A 17,776-nucleotide genomic window follows, 5' to 3' on the forward strand; every position below is an offset into this window, starting at 1 on the left:
GCCTCGCACCCGCCACCTCACCCCGCGGCCAGCGTGAGCGTTGCCTCCCGTTCTCGGCCGCTGCGGACGTAGCCGATCGCGACCTCGTCGCCCGGGTCGGAGGTGATCTGCACGGCGGTCAGCACGTCGACGCTGCTCGCCGGGGTGCCGTTCAGAGTGGTGACGACATCGCCGGCACGCAGCCCGGCGCTCGCCGCGGGGCCCCCGGCCTCGACGGATTGGACGAACAGGCCGTCGGTGATTCCGTACGCCGCGGCGACGCCGGGCGGGATGGGGAGAACCTCGAGCCCGGCGGTGGGGTACGAGACCTTCCCGGTCTCGATCAGCTCGTGCGCGATGCTCATCGCCGACGACTCGGGCACTGCGAAGCCGATGCCGACGCTGCCCGTGCTGCTCTGGCCTCCACTGCCCGGCACGGTCGCGATCGCGGTGTTGACGCCGATCAGCCGGCCGCGGCAGTCGACCAGTGCTCCGCCGGAGTTGCCGGGGTTGATGGAGGCGTCGGTCTGGATGGCGCCGACGAGCACCGCGTTGCGATCGTCGTCGCTCGGGACGGGGACGGTGCGGCCGAGCGCGCTGACGATGCCGGCGGTGACGGTGCTCGAGAGGCCGAGCGGGGCGCCGAGCGCGACCACCGGCTGGCCGACCGAGAGCCCACCGGAGTCGCCGATGGAGATCACCGGGAGCGGCTCGTCGTCGTCGACCTTCACGACGGCGAGGTCGGTCTTCGGGTCGCGGCCGATCAGCCGGGCGTCGAGGTCGTGGCCGTCGCTGAACCGGACGGACAGCGTGCCTCCCGATGCGGCGGGGGAGATGACGTGGTTGTTGGTGAGGATGTAGCCGTCATCGGTGATGATCTGGCCGCTGCCGTTGCTTATGCCGCCCGAGGACGAGGTGACGGAGATGGTGACGATGGTGGGCAGGACGCCGTTCGCGACGGATGCGGCGTCGCAGGATCCGCTGGTGCCCGCGGTGACGGCGGTGGCCGCGATCGTCCCCGCGATGAAGCCGCCCGCGATCAGGGTGAGGGCGGCTCCCGTCACGAGGAGGGCGGTGGCCCAGCCGGCGCGGGTGGGGGTGCCGGGATCGTCGGCGGGTGGCTCGGGCGTGGCGGCCGCATCGACAGGCGCGTCGGCCGGATCAGGCACAGGGGAGGCGGCGGCGCTCTCGGCCGCGGCCGGATCGGGAGTCGGTTGCTGGTCCGTCATGGCGCCTCCTGGAGGGTGTGGCGCCAGGCTAGTGGCCGGGATGCGCGCCCCGCTACGCCCATTCGCGCCCCGATTCGCACCCGAGATTTGGACCAAATGTCGGGAAAGGCGCCGCCATTCCCGACATTTGGTCCAAATGTGAGGGGCTGACGGCGGCGCGGGCGCGTTCACTTTTCGGACACTTTCGCGCAGCCTCCAGGACACCGCGAGGGCCCCTTTCGTTCCATCCAGGATCGATAGCCTCCCTATCGGTTCTCGCAGGCGCTTGACGAAGACGGCGCCGGTAGGGTTAGCTCTCTGCCATGACAGCGCTGTCACACGCGGGGTCATCCGGTCACACCTTCACCAGAACCAGGAGCTCATCCATGCCCCGCACGTCACTTGCGCCCTCGGCGCATCCGAGGAGCCGCGCGTTCGCGGGCCGGCTCGCCGCCGTCGCGTCCGCTGTCGCGCTGGTGGCCTCCGGGACCGGTCTCACGGCCCTGCCCGCGATGGCCGCACCCGACGCGGCACCGGCGGCCACCGACTACACGTCGTTCGTCGACCCGTTCGTGAGCACGGCGGGCGACGACGGCAACGACCTCCCGGGTGCACAGGCTCCGAACGGTCTCGCGAAGGTGAACCCCCTCACCACGCCGAACCGCAACCACACCGGCTACGACTACAACGAGAAGAAGATCGCCGGCTTCACCCAGACCAACCTCGACGGCGTGGGCGGTTCGGGAGGCGGCGGCGACATCCTCGTCGTCCCGACCGAGGTCGGCTACTCCGCCCGCCCCTCCACCGGCTCGTACGCGCACCCGTACTCGCACAGTGACGAGGCCGCGACGCCGGGCTACTACCGCGTGGGCCTCGGCGAGATCGCCGGCACCGACGGCGCCGTGACCGCGCCGGGCGGCACGATCAACGCCGAGGTCGCCGCCGCGACCCGCACCGCGATGCACCGCTACACGTTCCCGGCGGGCAAGACCCCCTCGCTGGTCTTCGACCTGAACAACAACTTCACCAGCCGCACGGGGTCGTCCATCACCACGACGACGCTCGCCGACGGCCGCATCGCGCTCTCGGGCACCTTCGCCGGCAACTTCAACGGCGCCTCGTACGCGATGGCGTACTACGCGGAGACCGCGCAGAAGGTCGCCTCGGTGCGCACCTGGGCAGACGGCTCGGCGCTCGACGCGACCACGAACCGCACCGGCACCGACACCGGCGCGGTGATCTCCTTCGACCCGGCCGCCGGCTCGCAGGTCGAACTGCGCATCACGCTCTCGCCGATCAGCGCGGCCCAGGCCCAGATCGACCAGGCCAACGAGGTCGGCGGCAAGACCTTCGACCAGGTGCGCGCCGAGACGGCCGCCGCGTGGAACGCCCGCCTGGGCGCCGTCGACGTGACCGCCTCGACGAAGAGCGACCCCGACGGCACGCTCAAGAAGCTCTTCTACACGCACCTGTACCGGATGTTCGCGGTGCCGACCAACGCCACCAGCACCTCCGGCACCTACCGCGGCGTCGACGGCGCTGTGCACCAGGTCGACGACTACACGTACTACGACGGCTGGTCGTCGTGGGACGACTTCCGCAAGTACTCGGTGATCGCCTACGTCGACCCGACCCTCTACCGCGACATGATCCAGTCGCTGATCACCCTCTTCGCCGACCAGAACGCGTCCGGTGCGGCCAACCTCGCCAGCCTCGTGCAGGGCGTGCCGACGGTCCGCTGGGAGCGCTCCGCCGTGATCGTCGCCGACGCGCTGTCGAAGGGCTACACCGGCTTCACCCGCCTCGACGAGGCGTACCCGGCCCTGCACAACCTCGTCGGGTACTACTCCGGCCAGGAGCTGCGCCAGGGCTACATCGCCGACCGACCGGGCTCGTCGCTCGAGCGCGGCTACGACCAGTGGGCGCTCGCGATCATCGCCGACGCCCTGGGCAAGACCGACGAGGCGAAAGACCTGCGCGCCCAGGCGGCGCTCCCGTTCCAGAACGTCTTCAAGGCGGGCGCGTGGACGGCCGCCGACGGCACGCAGGTCGGCCTCCTGACCCCGCGCAACGCGGCGGGCGACTGGACGAGCGTCGACTACGAGCGCTTCGAGACAGCGAACCTCTACCAGGGCACCCCATGGCAGTACAACTGGTACGGCGCCTACGACATGGCCGGCACCATCCAGGCCATGGGCGGCTCGAAGGCGGCCAAGCTGGCCGTCGAGCACATGTTCGGCGAGGACTCGGCGACCGACGACGGCAAGGGGATGCTGCACTCCAACGCCAACGAGATCGACCTGCAGGCGCCCTACCTGTTCAACTACATGGGCGAGCCGAACCTGACCCAGAAGTGGGCGCGCGCGATCTACACGAAGCCGACCTGGAACCGGTACATCGCGACCGGCAGCACCAACGAGGCGCCGAGCGGCAACGGCGAGTTCACGCCGCCGGTCAAGACGAACGTCTACAAGCTCGACCCGGCCGGCTTCCTGCCGACGATGGACAATGACGCCGGCACCATGTCGACCATGTTCGTCGCCGCGGCGATCGGCCTCTTCCCGGTGACCGCGGGGTCGTCGCAGTACCAGATCGGCTCGCCGTTCTTCGACTCGACGAAGATCACCTACGACACCGGCCGGTCGTTCACGGTCTCGGCGGGCAATGTCTCGTCCGACGACTTCTACATCCAGTCGGCCACCTTGGGCGGCGCGGCGTACAACAACACCTGGGTGGACTACTCCTCCATCGTCGGCGGCGGCACCCTCGCCTTCGACATGGGCGCGAAAGCGACCTCGTGGGGTGCGGACACCAAGCCCGCCTACTCGATGAGCACCGGCTCCGCCGGCACGCCCGGCAACCCCGGTGGCGGTGACGGCGGCAGCGCGACGACCTACCCGGTCACCGCATCGGCGACCTCCCTCGCTGCGGCGGCGGACGGCACCGTCTCCGGCTCGACCGTCCTGACACTCGGCGGCGGCGCCACCTTCACCGGCGCGGTCGGCTCCAGCATCACCGGCACCGGAGGGGCGACCGTGAGCGGCCTGCCTTCCTCGGTCACCGCCGACCTGCGGGTCACCACGGCGACCACCGCGATCCTCCGCCTCACGGGCACGATCACGAAGAACGCGCGCTTCCACGTGAACTTCGCGGACGCGGCACTCGGCGGCGGAGCCACCGCGGCGACACTGACCGGACAGGGCGTCTCCGACCTGGCGGCTCTCGAGCTGACCGTCTCCAACGCCGACCGCGTCGCCCTGCAGAAGCTGGTCGACCAGGCGGCGCTGGTGCAGCCGGGCAACTACTCGTTCGCGTCGTACAGCGCCCTCACCAAGGCGCTGACCTCGGCGCAGAAGGTGCTCGCCGACCCGTCCGCCACCAGCTCCAAGCTGCGCAGCGCGACCAGCGTGCTGCAGGCGGCGATCGACGGCCTCGGCCTCGACCAGGGCGCTTACCGCGTGCTGCAGGCCGAGCAGTCGGACGAGTGGTCGGGAGGCTCGCTCAAGAACGAGGCCTACCAGTCCACCGGCGACCTCGGCGGCGTGACCACGGGCTCGTGGGTGCGGTACAACAACCTCGACTTCGCCGGCTCGACGCCCAAGCGGATCTCGATCCGTTACGCGAACTCGCAGGCGACCAACGCGGCGCCGTCGACCGCCACCGTCCACGCGGGGGATGAGAACGGGCCGGTCGTCGGCACGGTCAGCCTCCCGGGCACCGGCAGCTGGGGCAACTACGTCACCGTCTCGGCGGCGGTCACCGACCCGGTCGCGCTCGCCGCGGCCAAGCGGGTGACCTTCACCTTCACCGCGCCGACCGGCCAGGCCTGGGTGTCGAACTTCGACTGGTTCCAGTTCTCGGCGACCGCGTCGGACGGCGCAGCACCGGTCGTCGTCGAGGCGGAGGCCTGGAAGACGAACAGCGGCGGCGGCCTCAAGTCCGAGCAGTCCACCTGGAGCGACGGCGCGGTCACCGACCTCGGCGCCACCTACGACAAGGCGTGGCTGGACTACGGCACCATCGACTTCGGCACCACGCCGATCTCCGAGGTCGCCATCCACTACGTCAACAACTCGTCCCGCTGCGGTGCGAACTCCAGCGTCGACGTGTACCTCGACGGCTACGACCCGGCGAACCCGGGCACGCCGTACGCCAACGTCCCGCTCGCGGTGACCGGCGCCGACTGGGTGAAGGCGGGCACGGCCTCCATCACCCTGCCGAAGACGATCACGGGCAGCCACCGTCTCTACCTGGTGCTGCACACCACGCCGGACGCGAGCCACCCGTACGTCGCCAACATCGACAACGTCACCTTCATCCCGACCAAGAACACCACCACGGTGCTCGAGGCGGAGGCGTGGAAGGCGAACAGCGGCGGCGCCCTGAAGAGCGAGACCTCCACCTGGAGCGACGGCACCGTCGTCGACCTGGGCGGCACGTACGACGGCGCCTGGCTCGACTACGGACCGGTCGACTTCGGCGGCACCGCGGTCACGCAGGTCGCGACGCACTACGTGAACAACTCGGCCCGCTGCGGTACCAACTCCCGCATCGACCTCTACCTCGACACGTTCGACCCGGCAGCCCCCGGCACGCCGTACGCGACCCTCCCGCTCGCGCCGACCGGCGCCGACTGGGTGAAGTCGGGAACGGCTCAGCTGGCGCTCTCGAAGTCGATCACGGGCAGCCACCGGGTGTACCTGGTGCTGCACACGACGGCGGATGCGAACCACCCGTACGTCGCCAACATCGACAAGCTGACCTTCACCACGGGCGTCGACAAGACCGGCCTGCGGGGCGCGATCGACACGAACGCGCCACTGGCGGACAAGACCGGCGTCTACGGCTCGATCGACTTCGCGGTGTTCCTCCGCGAGCTCGCCGCGGCCAAGAAGCTGCTCGCCTCCGACGCCGCGACCCAGAGCGCGGTCGACGCCCAGGCGCGGAGCCTGAGCCTGGCCGCCAGCCAGCTGACCCCGGTCTCGAGGCTCACGCTCGCCCACCTCGTGAGCGTGGCATCGGCCGTGACGAACGAGCGGTACACCGACGAGTCGTGGGCGGCCTTCCAGTCCGCTCTCGACGCCGGCAAGGCCGTGCTGGCGGACTCCGCCGCGACGGATGAGGCGCTCCAGGCCGCGGCCGCCGCGCTCACCTCCGCGCAGAACGGCCTCGCGGCCAAGCCGGTCGTGGCGCCGGCCGTTCCGCTGACGGTCACGGCCACGGCCAGCGGGTCGAGCGTCGCCGTGCGCTGGACCGCCCCGTCGGAGGACGGCGGATCGCCGCTCACCGGCTACCTCGTCACCCTCGACGACGGCCACACCATCACGATCAGCGACCCGACCCAGCTCTCGGCCGTCTTCACCTGGCTGAAGGCAGGGCAGGCGTACACCGCTCAGGTCAGCGCTCTCAACGCGACGGGAGCCTCCGCTCCCTCGACCGCGGCACCGGCGACCCCGCAGGCCGCCCCCGCCGTCGCGGAGACGTTCGCGGCCCTCGCGTCCACGCCCTTCCCGAGCGGCACGATCAACGCGTCGTACCCGTCCGACTCCTGGCCGGCGACCCCGACCGGCGTGGACTACAACGTGTACATCCTGCGCGGCTTCTCCGCTCTCGGCACCGGCACCCTCGGCGCCAACGAGAAGGTCGCCGACCTGAGCACCATCTCCGCGGAGAACGACAAGAAGGTCATCGCGATCAACCACGCCGCCACCAGCGCGCAGGTCGATCGTGCCCAGCGCGACGCCGACAACTCGCCGGCGACGACGATGACCGACGCCCTCGGATCGCGCCTCGGCACGCTCTACGCGGCGGCCATTGGCGCGGGCAAGCTGCCGAAGACCCAGGCCATCCTCGACCGGGTGGCCTCGGGACTCGGCGGAGCCGACGCCGCGAAGCCCTACTTCCAGTACCTGCGCCCGTACGTGCGCATGGGCCTGGCCAGCCAGGGCGGCCTGATCTACGACAACAAGACCGGCGGCTACGACGGTCTTGCGGGCAGCGGCTCCTACCCGAGCGGTCACACGTTCGGCGGGTACACGTTCGGCACGACCATGGCGACCCTGCTGCCGGAGCTCGCTCCCCAGCTGCTCGCCCGGGCCTCCGAGTACGGCAACAACCGCATCATCCTGGGCTTCCACTACCCGCTCGACGTCATGGGCGGCCGGATGGACGCGCAGGCCACGGTCGCACACCGCTGGGCCGACCCGGCGTTCGCCGACCTGATGCTGCAGGCGCACGACGAGCTGGAGCAGGTGCTGGTGGAGGAGTGCCAGGCCAATGGATACGGCGACACCCTCGCCGCCTGCTCGGGCACGCCGTACGCCGGTCTCGACGACGCCGCGGCGACCGACCTCTACACCCAGCGCCTCGACTACGGCTTCACGAAGGTCGCGGCGACGGGTGCGAAGGTCACGGTGCCGGCCGAGGCGGCCAGCCTGCTCACCACCGCCTTCCCGGACCTGACGGACGCGCAGCGCACGCAGATCCTGGAGCAGACGGCGCTCGACTCGGGCGACCCGCTCGACCTGACCGCTCAGGGCGACGCCAGCTGGGAGCGCCTCAACCTCGCCAAGGCGCTGACCGCGCAGGTGACGGTGAATGCCGACGGCACGGTGACGGTGACCAACTACGCCGACGCCACCCAGCGGAGCGTCGCGACCGCCTCGGCGATCAGCGTCGCCGGCACAGCGCTCGACGGCTTCGACCCGGCCACCCGCACCTACGTGGTGGACTGGCCGGCGGGCCGTGCCCTCCCGGCGGTCACGGCGACGGCCACGGCCGACGGCGCGACGGTCACGGTCGGCGAGCCGCTCACGGCACGGTTCCGCTCGCTCGCGGCGATCGACGACGCGTCCGGACGGTCGCGCACCGTCACGGTCACCTCGGCCGACGGCAACACGAGCCGGACCTACACGGTCGCGTTCTGGATCACCGCCGACGCGCACCTGCCGGGCGGGGTCGTCGACCCGGGCACCGGCGGGGGCACGGATCCCGGCAACGGTGGGACGGATCCCGGCACCGGCCCCGGCACAGGCGGCGGATCGGGCACGACCCCGGCCGGCAACGGAAGCGGCTCGATCGCGGGCTCCGGCAGCGGCGACCTCGCCGACACCGGTGCGGCCGACGTGAGCCTGGCGGCTCTGGGCGCCCTGCTCGCGCTCGCGCTCGGAACGGCACTCGCGGTCCGCCGCCGGCGCCGGTACCTGACCCGCTAGCCGAGCCTCGCGCACGACGGCCCGGACACCGCACGGTGTCCGGGCCGTCGGCGTCTGCGCCGTGTCCGTGATTCCATTAAATGGAATTGCAATCCAACGGATGGAATAGCGCTAGCATGGCGTCCGGAAGGAGACGCCGATGCCGCACACCCCCTCCGCCGCGTCCGGCGACGAGCGCCTGGTCGGGACCGACCGCGTCCTCGCCGTGCTCGTCGAGCTCGCAGGGCTCCCCGCGGGCGCCACCCTCGACGAGATGGCGCAGCGCACGGGCCATCCCAAGCCGACCGTCCACCGCGCGCTCGCCTCCCTCTGCCGCGCCGGACTCGCCGTGCAGGACGCCCGCGGCCACTACATCCTGGGCGACGAGTTCCTCCGCCTCGCGTTCGCGCATCACGAGGCGCGCCCCGAGCACGTGCGCGTGCGCCCGCTGCTCGAGCGCCTCTCCGCGCGGTTCGACGAGACCATCCACTTCGCCGTGCTCGACGGCACGGAGGTCGTCTACCGGGACAAGGTCGACCCGGCCGTCGGAGCCGTGCGCCTGTCGTCCTCGATCGGCGGTCGCAACCCCGCCCACAGCACGGGCGTCGGCCTGGTGCTCCTCGCCGCCCGCCTCCGCACCCTCGGCGAGGTCGAGGAGTGGGTCGGCGACCGCACCCTCGAGCAGAAGACCTCCCGCACGGTGACCACGGCCCGCAGGCTGCACGAGCGGTTGGTGGAGGCGCGCGAACGCGGCTTCGCCGTCGATGACGAGGAGAACGAGCCGGGCATCGCCTGCATCGCGTTCCCGGTCTTCCTCGGGTCCCCGTCGGAGCCCTCGGGCGCGGTCAGCGTCTCCGCCGTCGCGTATCGCACGCCGCTGTCCGCGCTGCTGGCCGCCGCCGGGGACATCCACGACATCATCCACGACACCACCCGCGACACCACCCTCGAGAGGAACCGATGAGACTCATCCGGATCGGCGCATTCGGCGCCGAGAAGCCCGCCGTCCTCGTCGACGAGCACAGCTACGTCGACCTGTCGGACATCGTGCGCGACTACGACGAGGCCTTCTTCCGCGACGGCGGCATCGCCACCATCCGGCCCGTCGTCGCGCAGCGCCTGGAGCGCGGGGAGGTCGAACAGCTCGGCGAGCAGCGCATCGGGGCGCCGATCGCCCGCCCGCACCAGATCATCTGCGTCGGACTGAACTACTCCGACCACGCCGCCGAGACCGGTCAGGCGGTGCCGAGCGAGCCCATCCTCTTCACCAAGTCGCCGAACACGCTCGTCGGGCCGAACGACGACGTCCGCATCCCCCGCGGTGCGACCAAGCCCGACTGGGAGGTCGAGCTCGGCATCGTGATCGGCACGCGCGCCAGCTATCTCGACTCGGTCGAGCAGGCCCGCGACCACATCGCCGGCTGGACGCTGGTCAACGACGTCTCCGAGCGCGCGTTCCAGATGGAGCGCGGCGGTCAGTGGCTGAAGGGCAAGTCCGCTGAGACCTTCAACCCGGCCGGCCCTTGGCTCGTCACCCCCGACGAGATCGACGACGTCAGCGCCCTCGGCATGACCCTCGATGTGAACGGCGTGCGCCGCCAGACCGGCTCGACGTCGACGATGATCTTCGATCCCTTCTTCATCGTCCACTACATCAGCCAGTTCATGGTGTTGGAGCCCGGCGACCTGATCAACACCGGCACCCCGCCCGGAGTCGGCATGGGCTTCGACCCGCAGATCTGGCTGCAGGCCGGCGACGTGATGGAGCTCGCGATCGACGGTCTCGGCGCGCAGCGGCAGACCGTGGTCGCCCCGCGATGAGCGGGCACGGGAGGACGGCGCTCGTCACCGGGGGAGCCCGCGGGCTGGGTGCGGCCACGGCCGAGCGGCTTCGCGCGGACGGCGTCCGTGTCGTGACGGTCGACCTCGCCGGGGACGCCGACGTCCTCCTCGACGTCACCGACGAGCAGGCGCTCGCGGTCGCGGCGGCGGAGATCGGGCCCGTCGACATCCTGATCAACTCGGCGGGGGTGGTCGGCCCGAACAAGCCGCTGCTCGACACCAGCGCCGACGAGTGGCGCGGAGTGCTCGACGTGAACGTGCTCGGCACCGTCGCGACCCTGCGCACCTTCGTGCCGGGCATGGTCGCGCGCGGCTGGGGGCGCGTCGTCAACTTCGCGAGCATGGCCGGCAAGGACGGCAACCCGAACCTGTCGATCTACTCGGCATCGAAGGCGGCCGTCATCGCGCTCACCAAGTCCGTCGGCAAGGAGCTGGCGACGACCGGCGTGCTCGTGAACGCGATCGCACCGGCCGTCGTCGCGACCCCGATGAACGCGGACACGTCTCCGGAGGTGCTCGCCCACATCACCGGCCTCATCCCGATGAAGCGGGTGGGCCGGCCGGAGGAGGTCGCCGAGCTGGTCGCGTGGCTGACCTCCGACGGCGTCAGCTTCTCCACCGGAGCCGTCTACGACATCAGCGGCGGGCGCGCGACGTACTGACCGCGAGGCTCACGCGCCGACGTAGCGGGCGAGGTGCTCGCCGGTCAGCGTGGAGCGCGCGGCGATCAGATCGGCGGGGATGCCCTCGAAGACGACGTGGCCGCCGTCGTGACCCGCGCCCGGCCCGAGGTCGACGATCCAGTCGGCGTGCGCCATGACGGCCTGGTGGTGCTCGATCACGATCACGGACTTGCCGGAGTCGACCAGCCGGTCCAGGAGGCCGAGGAGCTGCTCGACGTCGGCCAGGTGCAGACCGGTGGTCGGCTCGTCGAGCACGTACACACCGCCCTTCTCGCCCAGGTGGGTGGCCAGCTTGAGGCGCTGGCGCTCGCCGCCGGAGAGGGTGGTGAGCGGCTGACCGAGGCTGAGGTAGCCGAGGCCGACGTCCTCCAGCCGGTCCAGGATGGCGCTGGCCGCGGGGGTGCGCGCCTCTCCGGCACCGAAGAACTCGCGGGCATCGGTGACCGGCATGGCGAGCACCTGGCTGATGTCCTTTCCGCCCAGCGTGTACTCGAGCACCGACGCCTGGAACCGCTTGCCGCCGCACTCCTCGCAGACGGTGGCGACGCTCGCCATCACGCCGAGGTCGGTGTAGATCATCCCGGCGCCGTTGCAGGTGGGGCACGCGCCCTCGGAGTTCGCGCTGAACAGCGCCGGCTTCACGCCGTTGGCCTTGGCGAACGCCTTGCGGATCGGCTCGAGCAGCCCGGTGTAGGTCGCCGGGTTGCTGCGCCGCGATCCGCGGATCGCGCCCTGGTCGATCGAGACGACGTCCTCCTGCGACGACACCGACCCGTGGATGAGCGAGCTCTTGCCCGACCCCGCGACCCCGGTCACGACGACCAGGACGCCGAGCGGGATGTCCACATCCACGTCGTGCAGGTTGTTCGCGGTAGCGCCGCGCACTGCGAGCGCGCCCGACGGGGTGCGCACCGACTCCTTCACGGCGGCGCGGTCGTCGAGGTGGCGGCCGGTGAGGGTGCCGCTCGCGCGCAGCTCCTCGACCGTGCCCTCGAAGCAGATCGTCCCGCCCGCGGTGCCGGCGCGCGGCCCGAGGTCGACCACGTGGTCGGCGATCGCGATGGCCTCCGGCTTGTGCTCCACCACGAGCACCGTGTTCCCCTTGTCGCGCAGGCGCAGCAGCAGCTCGTTCATCTTCTGGATGTCGTGCGGGTGCAGCCCGATCGTCGGCTCGTCGAAAACGTACGTGACGTCGGTGAGGGACGAGCCCAGGTGCCGGATCATCTTGGTCCGCTGGGCCTCCCCGCCCGAGAGCGTTCCGGAGGGCCGGTCGAGCGAGAGGTAGCCGAGGCCGATCTCGACGAACGAGTCGAGCGTGTGCCGCAGGTTCGCCAGCAGCGGCGCCACCGTCGGATCCTGGATGCCCCGCACCCACTCCGCCAGATCGCTGATCTGCATGGCGCACGCGTCGGCGATGTTCACGCCGTCGATGCGGGAGGAGCGGGCGCCCTCGTTCAGCCGGGTGCCGCCGCAGTCCGGGCAGACGGTGAAGGCCACGGCGCGGTCGACGAAGGCGCGGATGTGCGGCTGCAGCGCGTCGCGGTCCTTGGAGAGGAACGACTTCTGGATCTTGGGGACCAGGCCCTCGAAGGTCATGTTGATGCCCGAGATCTTGACCTTGGTCGGCTCCTTGTAGAGGAAGTCGTTGCGCTCGGTCTCGGTGTAGTCGCGGATCGGCTTGGACGCGTCCAGGAACCCGGACTCCGCGTACTGCCGCACCGCCCACCCGTCGGCCGTGTAGCCGGGGATGGTGATGGCGCCCTCGGCGAGCGACTTCGTCTCGTCGAACAGCTCCGCGAGGTCGATCTCGTTGACCGTCCCCATTCCCTCGCAGCGCGGGCACATCCCGCCGGTGAGCGTGAAGCTGCCCGCCGCCTCCTTGCCGGAGCCGCGCTCGATCGTGACCGCGCGATCGCCGTGCACCGACGCGACGTTGAACGAGAACGCCTGCGGCGATCCGACGTGCGGCTGACCCAGCCGGCTGAACAGGATGCGCAGCATCGCGTTGACGTCCGTCACCGTGCCGACCGTCGAGCGCGCGTTGGCGCCCAGCCGCTCCTGGTCGACGATGATCGCGGTCGTCAGCCCCTCCAGCACATCCACGTCGGGGCGGGCCAGCGACGGCATGAACCCCTGCACGAACGCGCTGTAGGTCTCGTTGATCATCCGCTGGGACTCGGCCGCGATCGTCCCGAACACCAGGGAGCTCTTGCCCGAGCCGGAGACGCCCGTGAAGACGGTGAGCCGCCGCTTCGGCAGGTCGACGCTGATGTCCTTGAGGTTGTTCTCGCGGGCGCCCTGCACCCGCAGCAGGTCGTGCGTGTCGGCGACGTGCGTGGCGTCGGTGTGCGTGGTCATCGATCTCTCCCTCGGTCCGGCGCACCCCACGCTAGCGCCTGGCACCGACGGTCAGGAGAGGATGCCGGGCCCGGCGCTCCGCCACCCCCGGGCCGCCCACTCCAGCCGGCGCAGCGACTCGCGGTTGCGCACGTGCAGCACCGCGTCCGCGAGGGGGGCGGGGATCAACGTGGCCGGTCCGGCGACGGGATGCTCCTCCATGCGCACGAGGCAGCCGTCGCGGTGCGGGCGCACGTCGATCACGACCCGCTCCTCGCCGACGGGGCGCGTCTTGGCCTGCAGCACCATCCGGCGCGGCGGATCCCACTCGTCCACGCGGGTCTCGTCGTTCAGCACGAACGGCCAGACCCCGATGGAGTGGTGCAGCTTGGAGCCGGCCGCCGGGTAGGTGTCGTCGGCCGCGCGCATGCGCGACGCTCCGACCACCCAGCTCGGGTACACCCAGGGGTCGGCGAGCACTGCGAAGACCTGGTCGGGCGTGCAGCGGAATCGGCGGACGGTCACGGACATGTCGTCACTCCTCGGGGGCGAGAGACGGCATGCGGGTCACACCGAATTCGTGGCGCAGCGCACTGCGCGCCGCGTAGTACCCGCCGAGTCCGTGCACACCCGGTCCGGGGGCGGCGGACGCCGACGCGAGATAGAGCCCGCGCCCGGGCATGCGCCACGGGTCGGGGGAGAGGACGGGCCGGACGATCAGCTGGCGCAGGTCGGGCATCCCGGTGGAGATGTCGCCGCCGAGGTAGTTGGGGTTGTACAGCTCCATCTGGTCGGCGGTCCGGGAGGTGCTGGCCAGGATGAGGTCGCGGAAGCCCGGTGCGAAGCGCTCGAGCTGGCGGATGACGGCCTCGGTCCGGTCCGCGGCGGAGCCGTGAGGGACGTGCGTGTACGCCCAGAGGACGTGCTTGCCCGCGGGGGCGCGGGTGTCGTCGAAGAGCGACGGCTGCGAGACGAGCACGTACGGGTCGTCGCCGATCGCGCCGCGCGCCACCTCGCGCTCGGAGCGGGCGACGGCGGCGCGGGTGCCGCCCACGTGCACGGTCGCGGTCTCGTTGAGCTCGAGGTTCGCCCACGGCATTGGCCCCGAGAGCGCGAAGTCGACCTTGCAGACGCCGTTCCCGCTGCGGAAGCGGGAGACGCTGCGCTGGTAGGAGGGCGCGAGCCGGTCCTCGCCGAGCCGGGCGGCCGCACGCACGTGCGTGTCGAAGACGACGATGCGCGACTCCGGGAGGTCGGCCAGGCTCGTCACCTCGGTGCCGGTGACGAGCTCGCCGCCGTGCGCCTCCAGGTCCGCGACCATGGCGTCGGCGATGCTCTGCGAACCGCCGATGGGCACGGGCCAGCCGCGTGCGTGGCCGTAGGCGGCGAGCGTCAGGCCCGCGGCGGCACCTGCCACGCTCGGGAGCGCGAGGGTCGTGTGCGCGAACGCGCCCGTCAGGAGCGCCCCCGGCTCTTCGGTACGGAAGGGCAGGTTCCACCAGGGACCGCCCTGGAGCAGCGCGGTCGCCCCGAGCCTGGCGGCGACGAGGGGATGGCGCGGGAGGCCGACGATCGCCGAACCGGTGAACTGCGCCACCTCGTCCGCGTGCCGGGCCAACGGTCCGATGAGTGCGCGCCAGGCCGCGCCGTCCGGGCCGAGTGCGTCGGCCGTGCGCTCGATGTCGCGGTACGCCACCGCGGCACGGCCGCCGTCGAGGGGATGCGCGTACGACGCGGTCGGCGTGACGAACCGCACCCGCTTCTCCAGACCGAACCGGCGGAAGAAGCCGGACGCGAACGCCAGCGGGTGCACCGCCGAGCAGATGTCGTGCCGGAAGCCGGGGAGCGTGATCTCCTGCGTGCGCATCCCGCCGCCGGCGGTGGCGTTCCGCTCGTACACCCGCACCGACAGCCCCGCGCGGGCGAGGGTGACGGCGGCGGACAGCCCGTTGGGGCCGGAGCCGATCACGACGGCGTCGAGCGAGGAGGCGGAGGGCATACCTCCTGTATACCCCGTGCCCTCCGAACGGGTTCCGGGATCGGCAGCCCCTTCACAGCCTGCGTCCTGTATCGTTGGGAGGTCGGCTCTTGACACCGCGCATGTCGCGCGGATGGGTTTGTAAGTCAAGCGGGCCGGTTCTGCACCCGATCAGCGGTGCGGACAATCACGATGTGAACGGCCCCGGACGATGTTCGACGGGGATTCCCCGGTGCGCTTCTGCGTGCCGCCGCGCACCTGAGATAACCCAGGAAGAATCACGCATGCCCCCGTACAAGAAGAACGACCGACCCAAGCAGGTCGGCAGCAAGAGCCCCAAGCACCGCGGCTACCGCGCCGAGGAGCAGACCGCCGGCAAGAAGGCCCGCTGGACCGCCGAGGACCGCGCCACCCGTGGCGGCAGCGCCGAGCGCGGCCGTGCCGTCTACGGCACCCGTGGCGGCAGTTCCGACGCCGCCGGCCGCGGCCGCACCGAGCGCCCGAACTGGGAGCCCCGCGGCAAGGACGCGCGCCGCACCGAGCGCGAGTGGGACAGCCGCGGCCGCGCCGGTCGCGATGAGCGCCCCCGCCGCGACGCCGACGAGCGCCCCCGCCGCTCCTTCGACGACCGCGCCGACCGTCCGCGTCGCGACGACGACCGTCCCCGTCGTTCGTTCGACGACCGTGGCGACCGTGCCCCGCGTCGCGAGTACGACGACCGTCCGCGTCGCTCGTTCGACGACCGCGCTCCGCGTCGTGACAACGACGACCGCCCGCGTCGCTCGTTCGACGACCGCGGCGACCGTGCCCCGCGTCGCGACAACGACGACCGTCCCCGTCGTTCGTTCGACGACCGTGGCGACCGCGCTCCCCGTCGTGACAACGACGACCGTCCGCGTCGCTCGTTCGACGACCGCGGCGGACGCCCCGAGCGTCCGCGTCGTGACGCCGACGACCGTCCCCGTCGTTCGTTCGACGACCGCGGTGACCGTGGCGACCGTGCCCCGCGTCGTGACAGCGACGACCGTCCGCGCCGCGACTTCTCCGACCGTCCGCGTCGTTCGTTCGACGACCGTGGCGACCGCGCTCCCCGTCGTGACAGCGACGACCGTCCGCGCCGTTCGTTCGACGACCGTGGCGACCGTGCCCCGCGCCGCGACCACGACGACCGCCCGCGCCGCGACTCCTCCTTCTACCCGTCGCGCGACGACAAGCCGTCGTTCAACGCGCAGGACGACGTCGTGCTCGAACGCCTCGAGGCCGAGGCCATCCAGGCCGCGGATGTCGACGGCGTGACGTTCGCCGACCTGGGCTTCGGCGGCAACGTCGTGCGCGCGCTCGCCGAGCTCGGCGCCGACAAGCCGTTCCCGATCCAGGCCGCGACCGCCCCCGACGTGCTCTCCGGCAAGGACGTGCTCGGCCGCGGCCGCACCGGCTCCGGCAAGACCATCGCGTTCGGCGCCCCCATGGTCGAGCGCCTCATGGCGCTCTGGGCCGAGTCGGGCAAGGCCGGCGGCAAGCGCCAGATCGGCCGCGCCCCCCGCGCGCTCATCCTGGCCCCGACCCGCGAGCTCGCCCTCCAGATCGACCGCACGGTGCAGCCCATCGCCCGCAGCGTCGGCCTCTTCACCACCCAGATCTACGGCGGCGTGCCCCAGGGCCGTCAGGTCGGCGCGCTGCAGCGCGGCGTCGACATCGTGATCGGCACCCCGGGCCGCATCGAGGACCTCCTCGAGCAGGGTCGCCTCGACCTCAGCGAGGTCGTCATCACCGTCCTGGACGAGGCCGACCACATGTGCGACCTCGGCTTCCTGGAGCCGGTGCAGCGCATCCTGCGCGAGACGTCGGAGGGCGGCCAGAAGCTGCTCTTCTCGGCGACCCTCGACAAGGGCGTCGCCCAGCTCGTCGACGAGTTCCTCGTCGAGCCCGCCGTGCACGAGGTCGCCGGCGAGGACCAGGCGTCCTCGACGATCGACCACCGCGTGCTCGTCATCGAGCACCGCGACAAGCCGGCGATCATCGAGCAGCTCGCCGACCGCGAGGGCAAGACGCTGATCTTCGCCCGCACCCGCGCGTTCGCCGAGATGCTCGCCGACCAGCTCGACGACGCCGGGATCCCCGCCGTCAGCCTGCACGGCGACCTCAACCAGTCGCGCCGCACCCGCAACCTCGCGCAGCTCACCAGCGGCCGCGTGAACGTGCTGGTCGCGACCGACGTCGCCGCCCGCGGCATCCACGTCGACGACATCGACCTGGTCATCCAGGCCGACGCCCCGGACGAGTACAAGACCTACCTGCACCGCTCGGGCCGCACCGGCCGCGCCGGCAAGCAGGGCACGGTCGTCACGCTCATCCCGCGCCAGCGTCAGCGCCGCATGAACGAGCTGCTCGACCGCGCCGAGATCGAGGCGGACTTCGTCCCCGCGATCCCGGGCGACCAGCTGCTCACCGACCTCGCGCAGGCCGGCGCGCTCGCCGCGGCCGAGGCGTAAGCGACCGCTCGCACCACGAAGCCCCCGTCCGCTGCCCAGCGGGCGGGGGCTTCTGCGTGCGCGG

General features: G+C 71.6%; 9 protein-coding genes. 5 read left to right on the top strand and 4 right to left on the bottom strand.

The window, feature by feature from the left end; translation table 11 throughout:
• Window positions 1–17 precede the first annotated feature (17 nt).
• On the bottom strand, window positions 18–1,208 hold the full coding sequence (locus HNR14_RS11330; protein WP_179701128.1) for a S1C family serine protease: 1,191 nt from the start codon (window positions 1,206–1,208) through the stop codon (window positions 18–20).
• Between the two features lie 365 nt (window positions 1,209–1,573).
• On the opposite strand from HNR14_RS11330, the gene HNR14_RS11335 reads away from it, so the two are divergent.
• The 4 genes from HNR14_RS11335 (at window position 1,574) to HNR14_RS11350 (ending at window position 10,884) form a co-directional block, all read left to right on the top strand.
• Window positions 1,574–8,401: a glycoside hydrolase domain-containing protein gene (locus HNR14_RS11335; protein ID WP_179701129.1), complete on the top strand. Its 6,828-nt coding sequence runs from the start codon at window positions 1,574–1,576 to the stop codon at window positions 8,399–8,401.
• Between the two features lie 139 nt (window positions 8,402–8,540).
• On the top strand, window positions 8,541–9,344 hold the full coding sequence (locus HNR14_RS11340; protein WP_179701130.1) for an IclR family transcriptional regulator: 804 nt from the start codon (window positions 8,541–8,543) through the stop codon (window positions 9,342–9,344).
• A complete protein-coding gene (locus HNR14_RS11345) occupies window positions 9,341–10,201 on the top strand; it encodes a fumarylacetoacetate hydrolase family protein (RefSeq protein WP_179701131.1) in 861 nt (286 codons plus the stop codon). Before HNR14_RS11340 ends, HNR14_RS11345 begins: the two co-directional genes overlap by 4 nt.
• Window positions 10,198–10,884, top strand: coding sequence for an SDR family NAD(P)-dependent oxidoreductase (locus HNR14_RS11350; RefSeq protein WP_179701132.1), 687 nt, complete (start codon window positions 10,198–10,200; stop codon window positions 10,882–10,884). The genes HNR14_RS11345 and HNR14_RS11350 overlap by 4 nt, the downstream gene beginning before the upstream one ends.
• A 9-nt stretch (window positions 10,885–10,893) precedes the next feature.
• Here HNR14_RS11350 and HNR14_RS11355 read toward each other — a convergent pair whose 3' ends face one another.
• Genes HNR14_RS11355 through HNR14_RS11365 form a run of 3 tightly spaced genes read right to left on the bottom strand, consistent with a single transcriptional unit; the run spans window position 10,894 to window position 15,241 of the window.
• Complete coding sequence (locus tag HNR14_RS11355) at window positions 10,894–13,263, bottom strand: ATP-binding cassette domain-containing protein (protein ID WP_179701133.1); 2,370 nt, start codon at window positions 13,261–13,263, stop codon at window positions 10,894–10,896.
• A gap of 51 nt (window positions 13,264–13,314) precedes the next feature.
• On the bottom strand, window positions 13,315–13,773 hold the full coding sequence (locus HNR14_RS11360) for an SRPBCC family protein (RefSeq protein ID WP_179701134.1): 459 nt from the start codon (window positions 13,771–13,773) through the stop codon (window positions 13,315–13,317).
• Window positions 13,774–13,777: 4 nt separating this feature from the next.
• Window positions 13,778–15,241 (bottom strand): phytoene desaturase family protein, encoded by a 1,464-nt coding sequence (locus tag HNR14_RS11365; protein WP_179701135.1) that lies wholly within the window; start codon window positions 15,239–15,241, stop codon window positions 13,778–13,780.
• A 263-nt stretch (window positions 15,242–15,504) separates the two neighbouring features.
• Between HNR14_RS11365 and HNR14_RS11370 the strand changes: the two genes are divergently transcribed.
• Window positions 15,505–17,712 carry a DEAD/DEAH box helicase gene (locus HNR14_RS11370; protein ID WP_179701136.1) on the top strand — a complete coding sequence of 736 codons (2,208 nt, stop codon included), beginning with the start codon at window positions 15,505–15,507 and terminating at the stop codon, window positions 17,710–17,712.
• Window positions 17,713–17,776: the final 64 nt, after the last annotated feature.

The organism is Leifsonia naganoensis, assembly GCF_013410615.1.
GTDB classification, from domain to species: domain Bacteria; phylum Actinomycetota; class Actinomycetes; order Actinomycetales; family Microbacteriaceae; genus Leifsonia; species Leifsonia aquatica.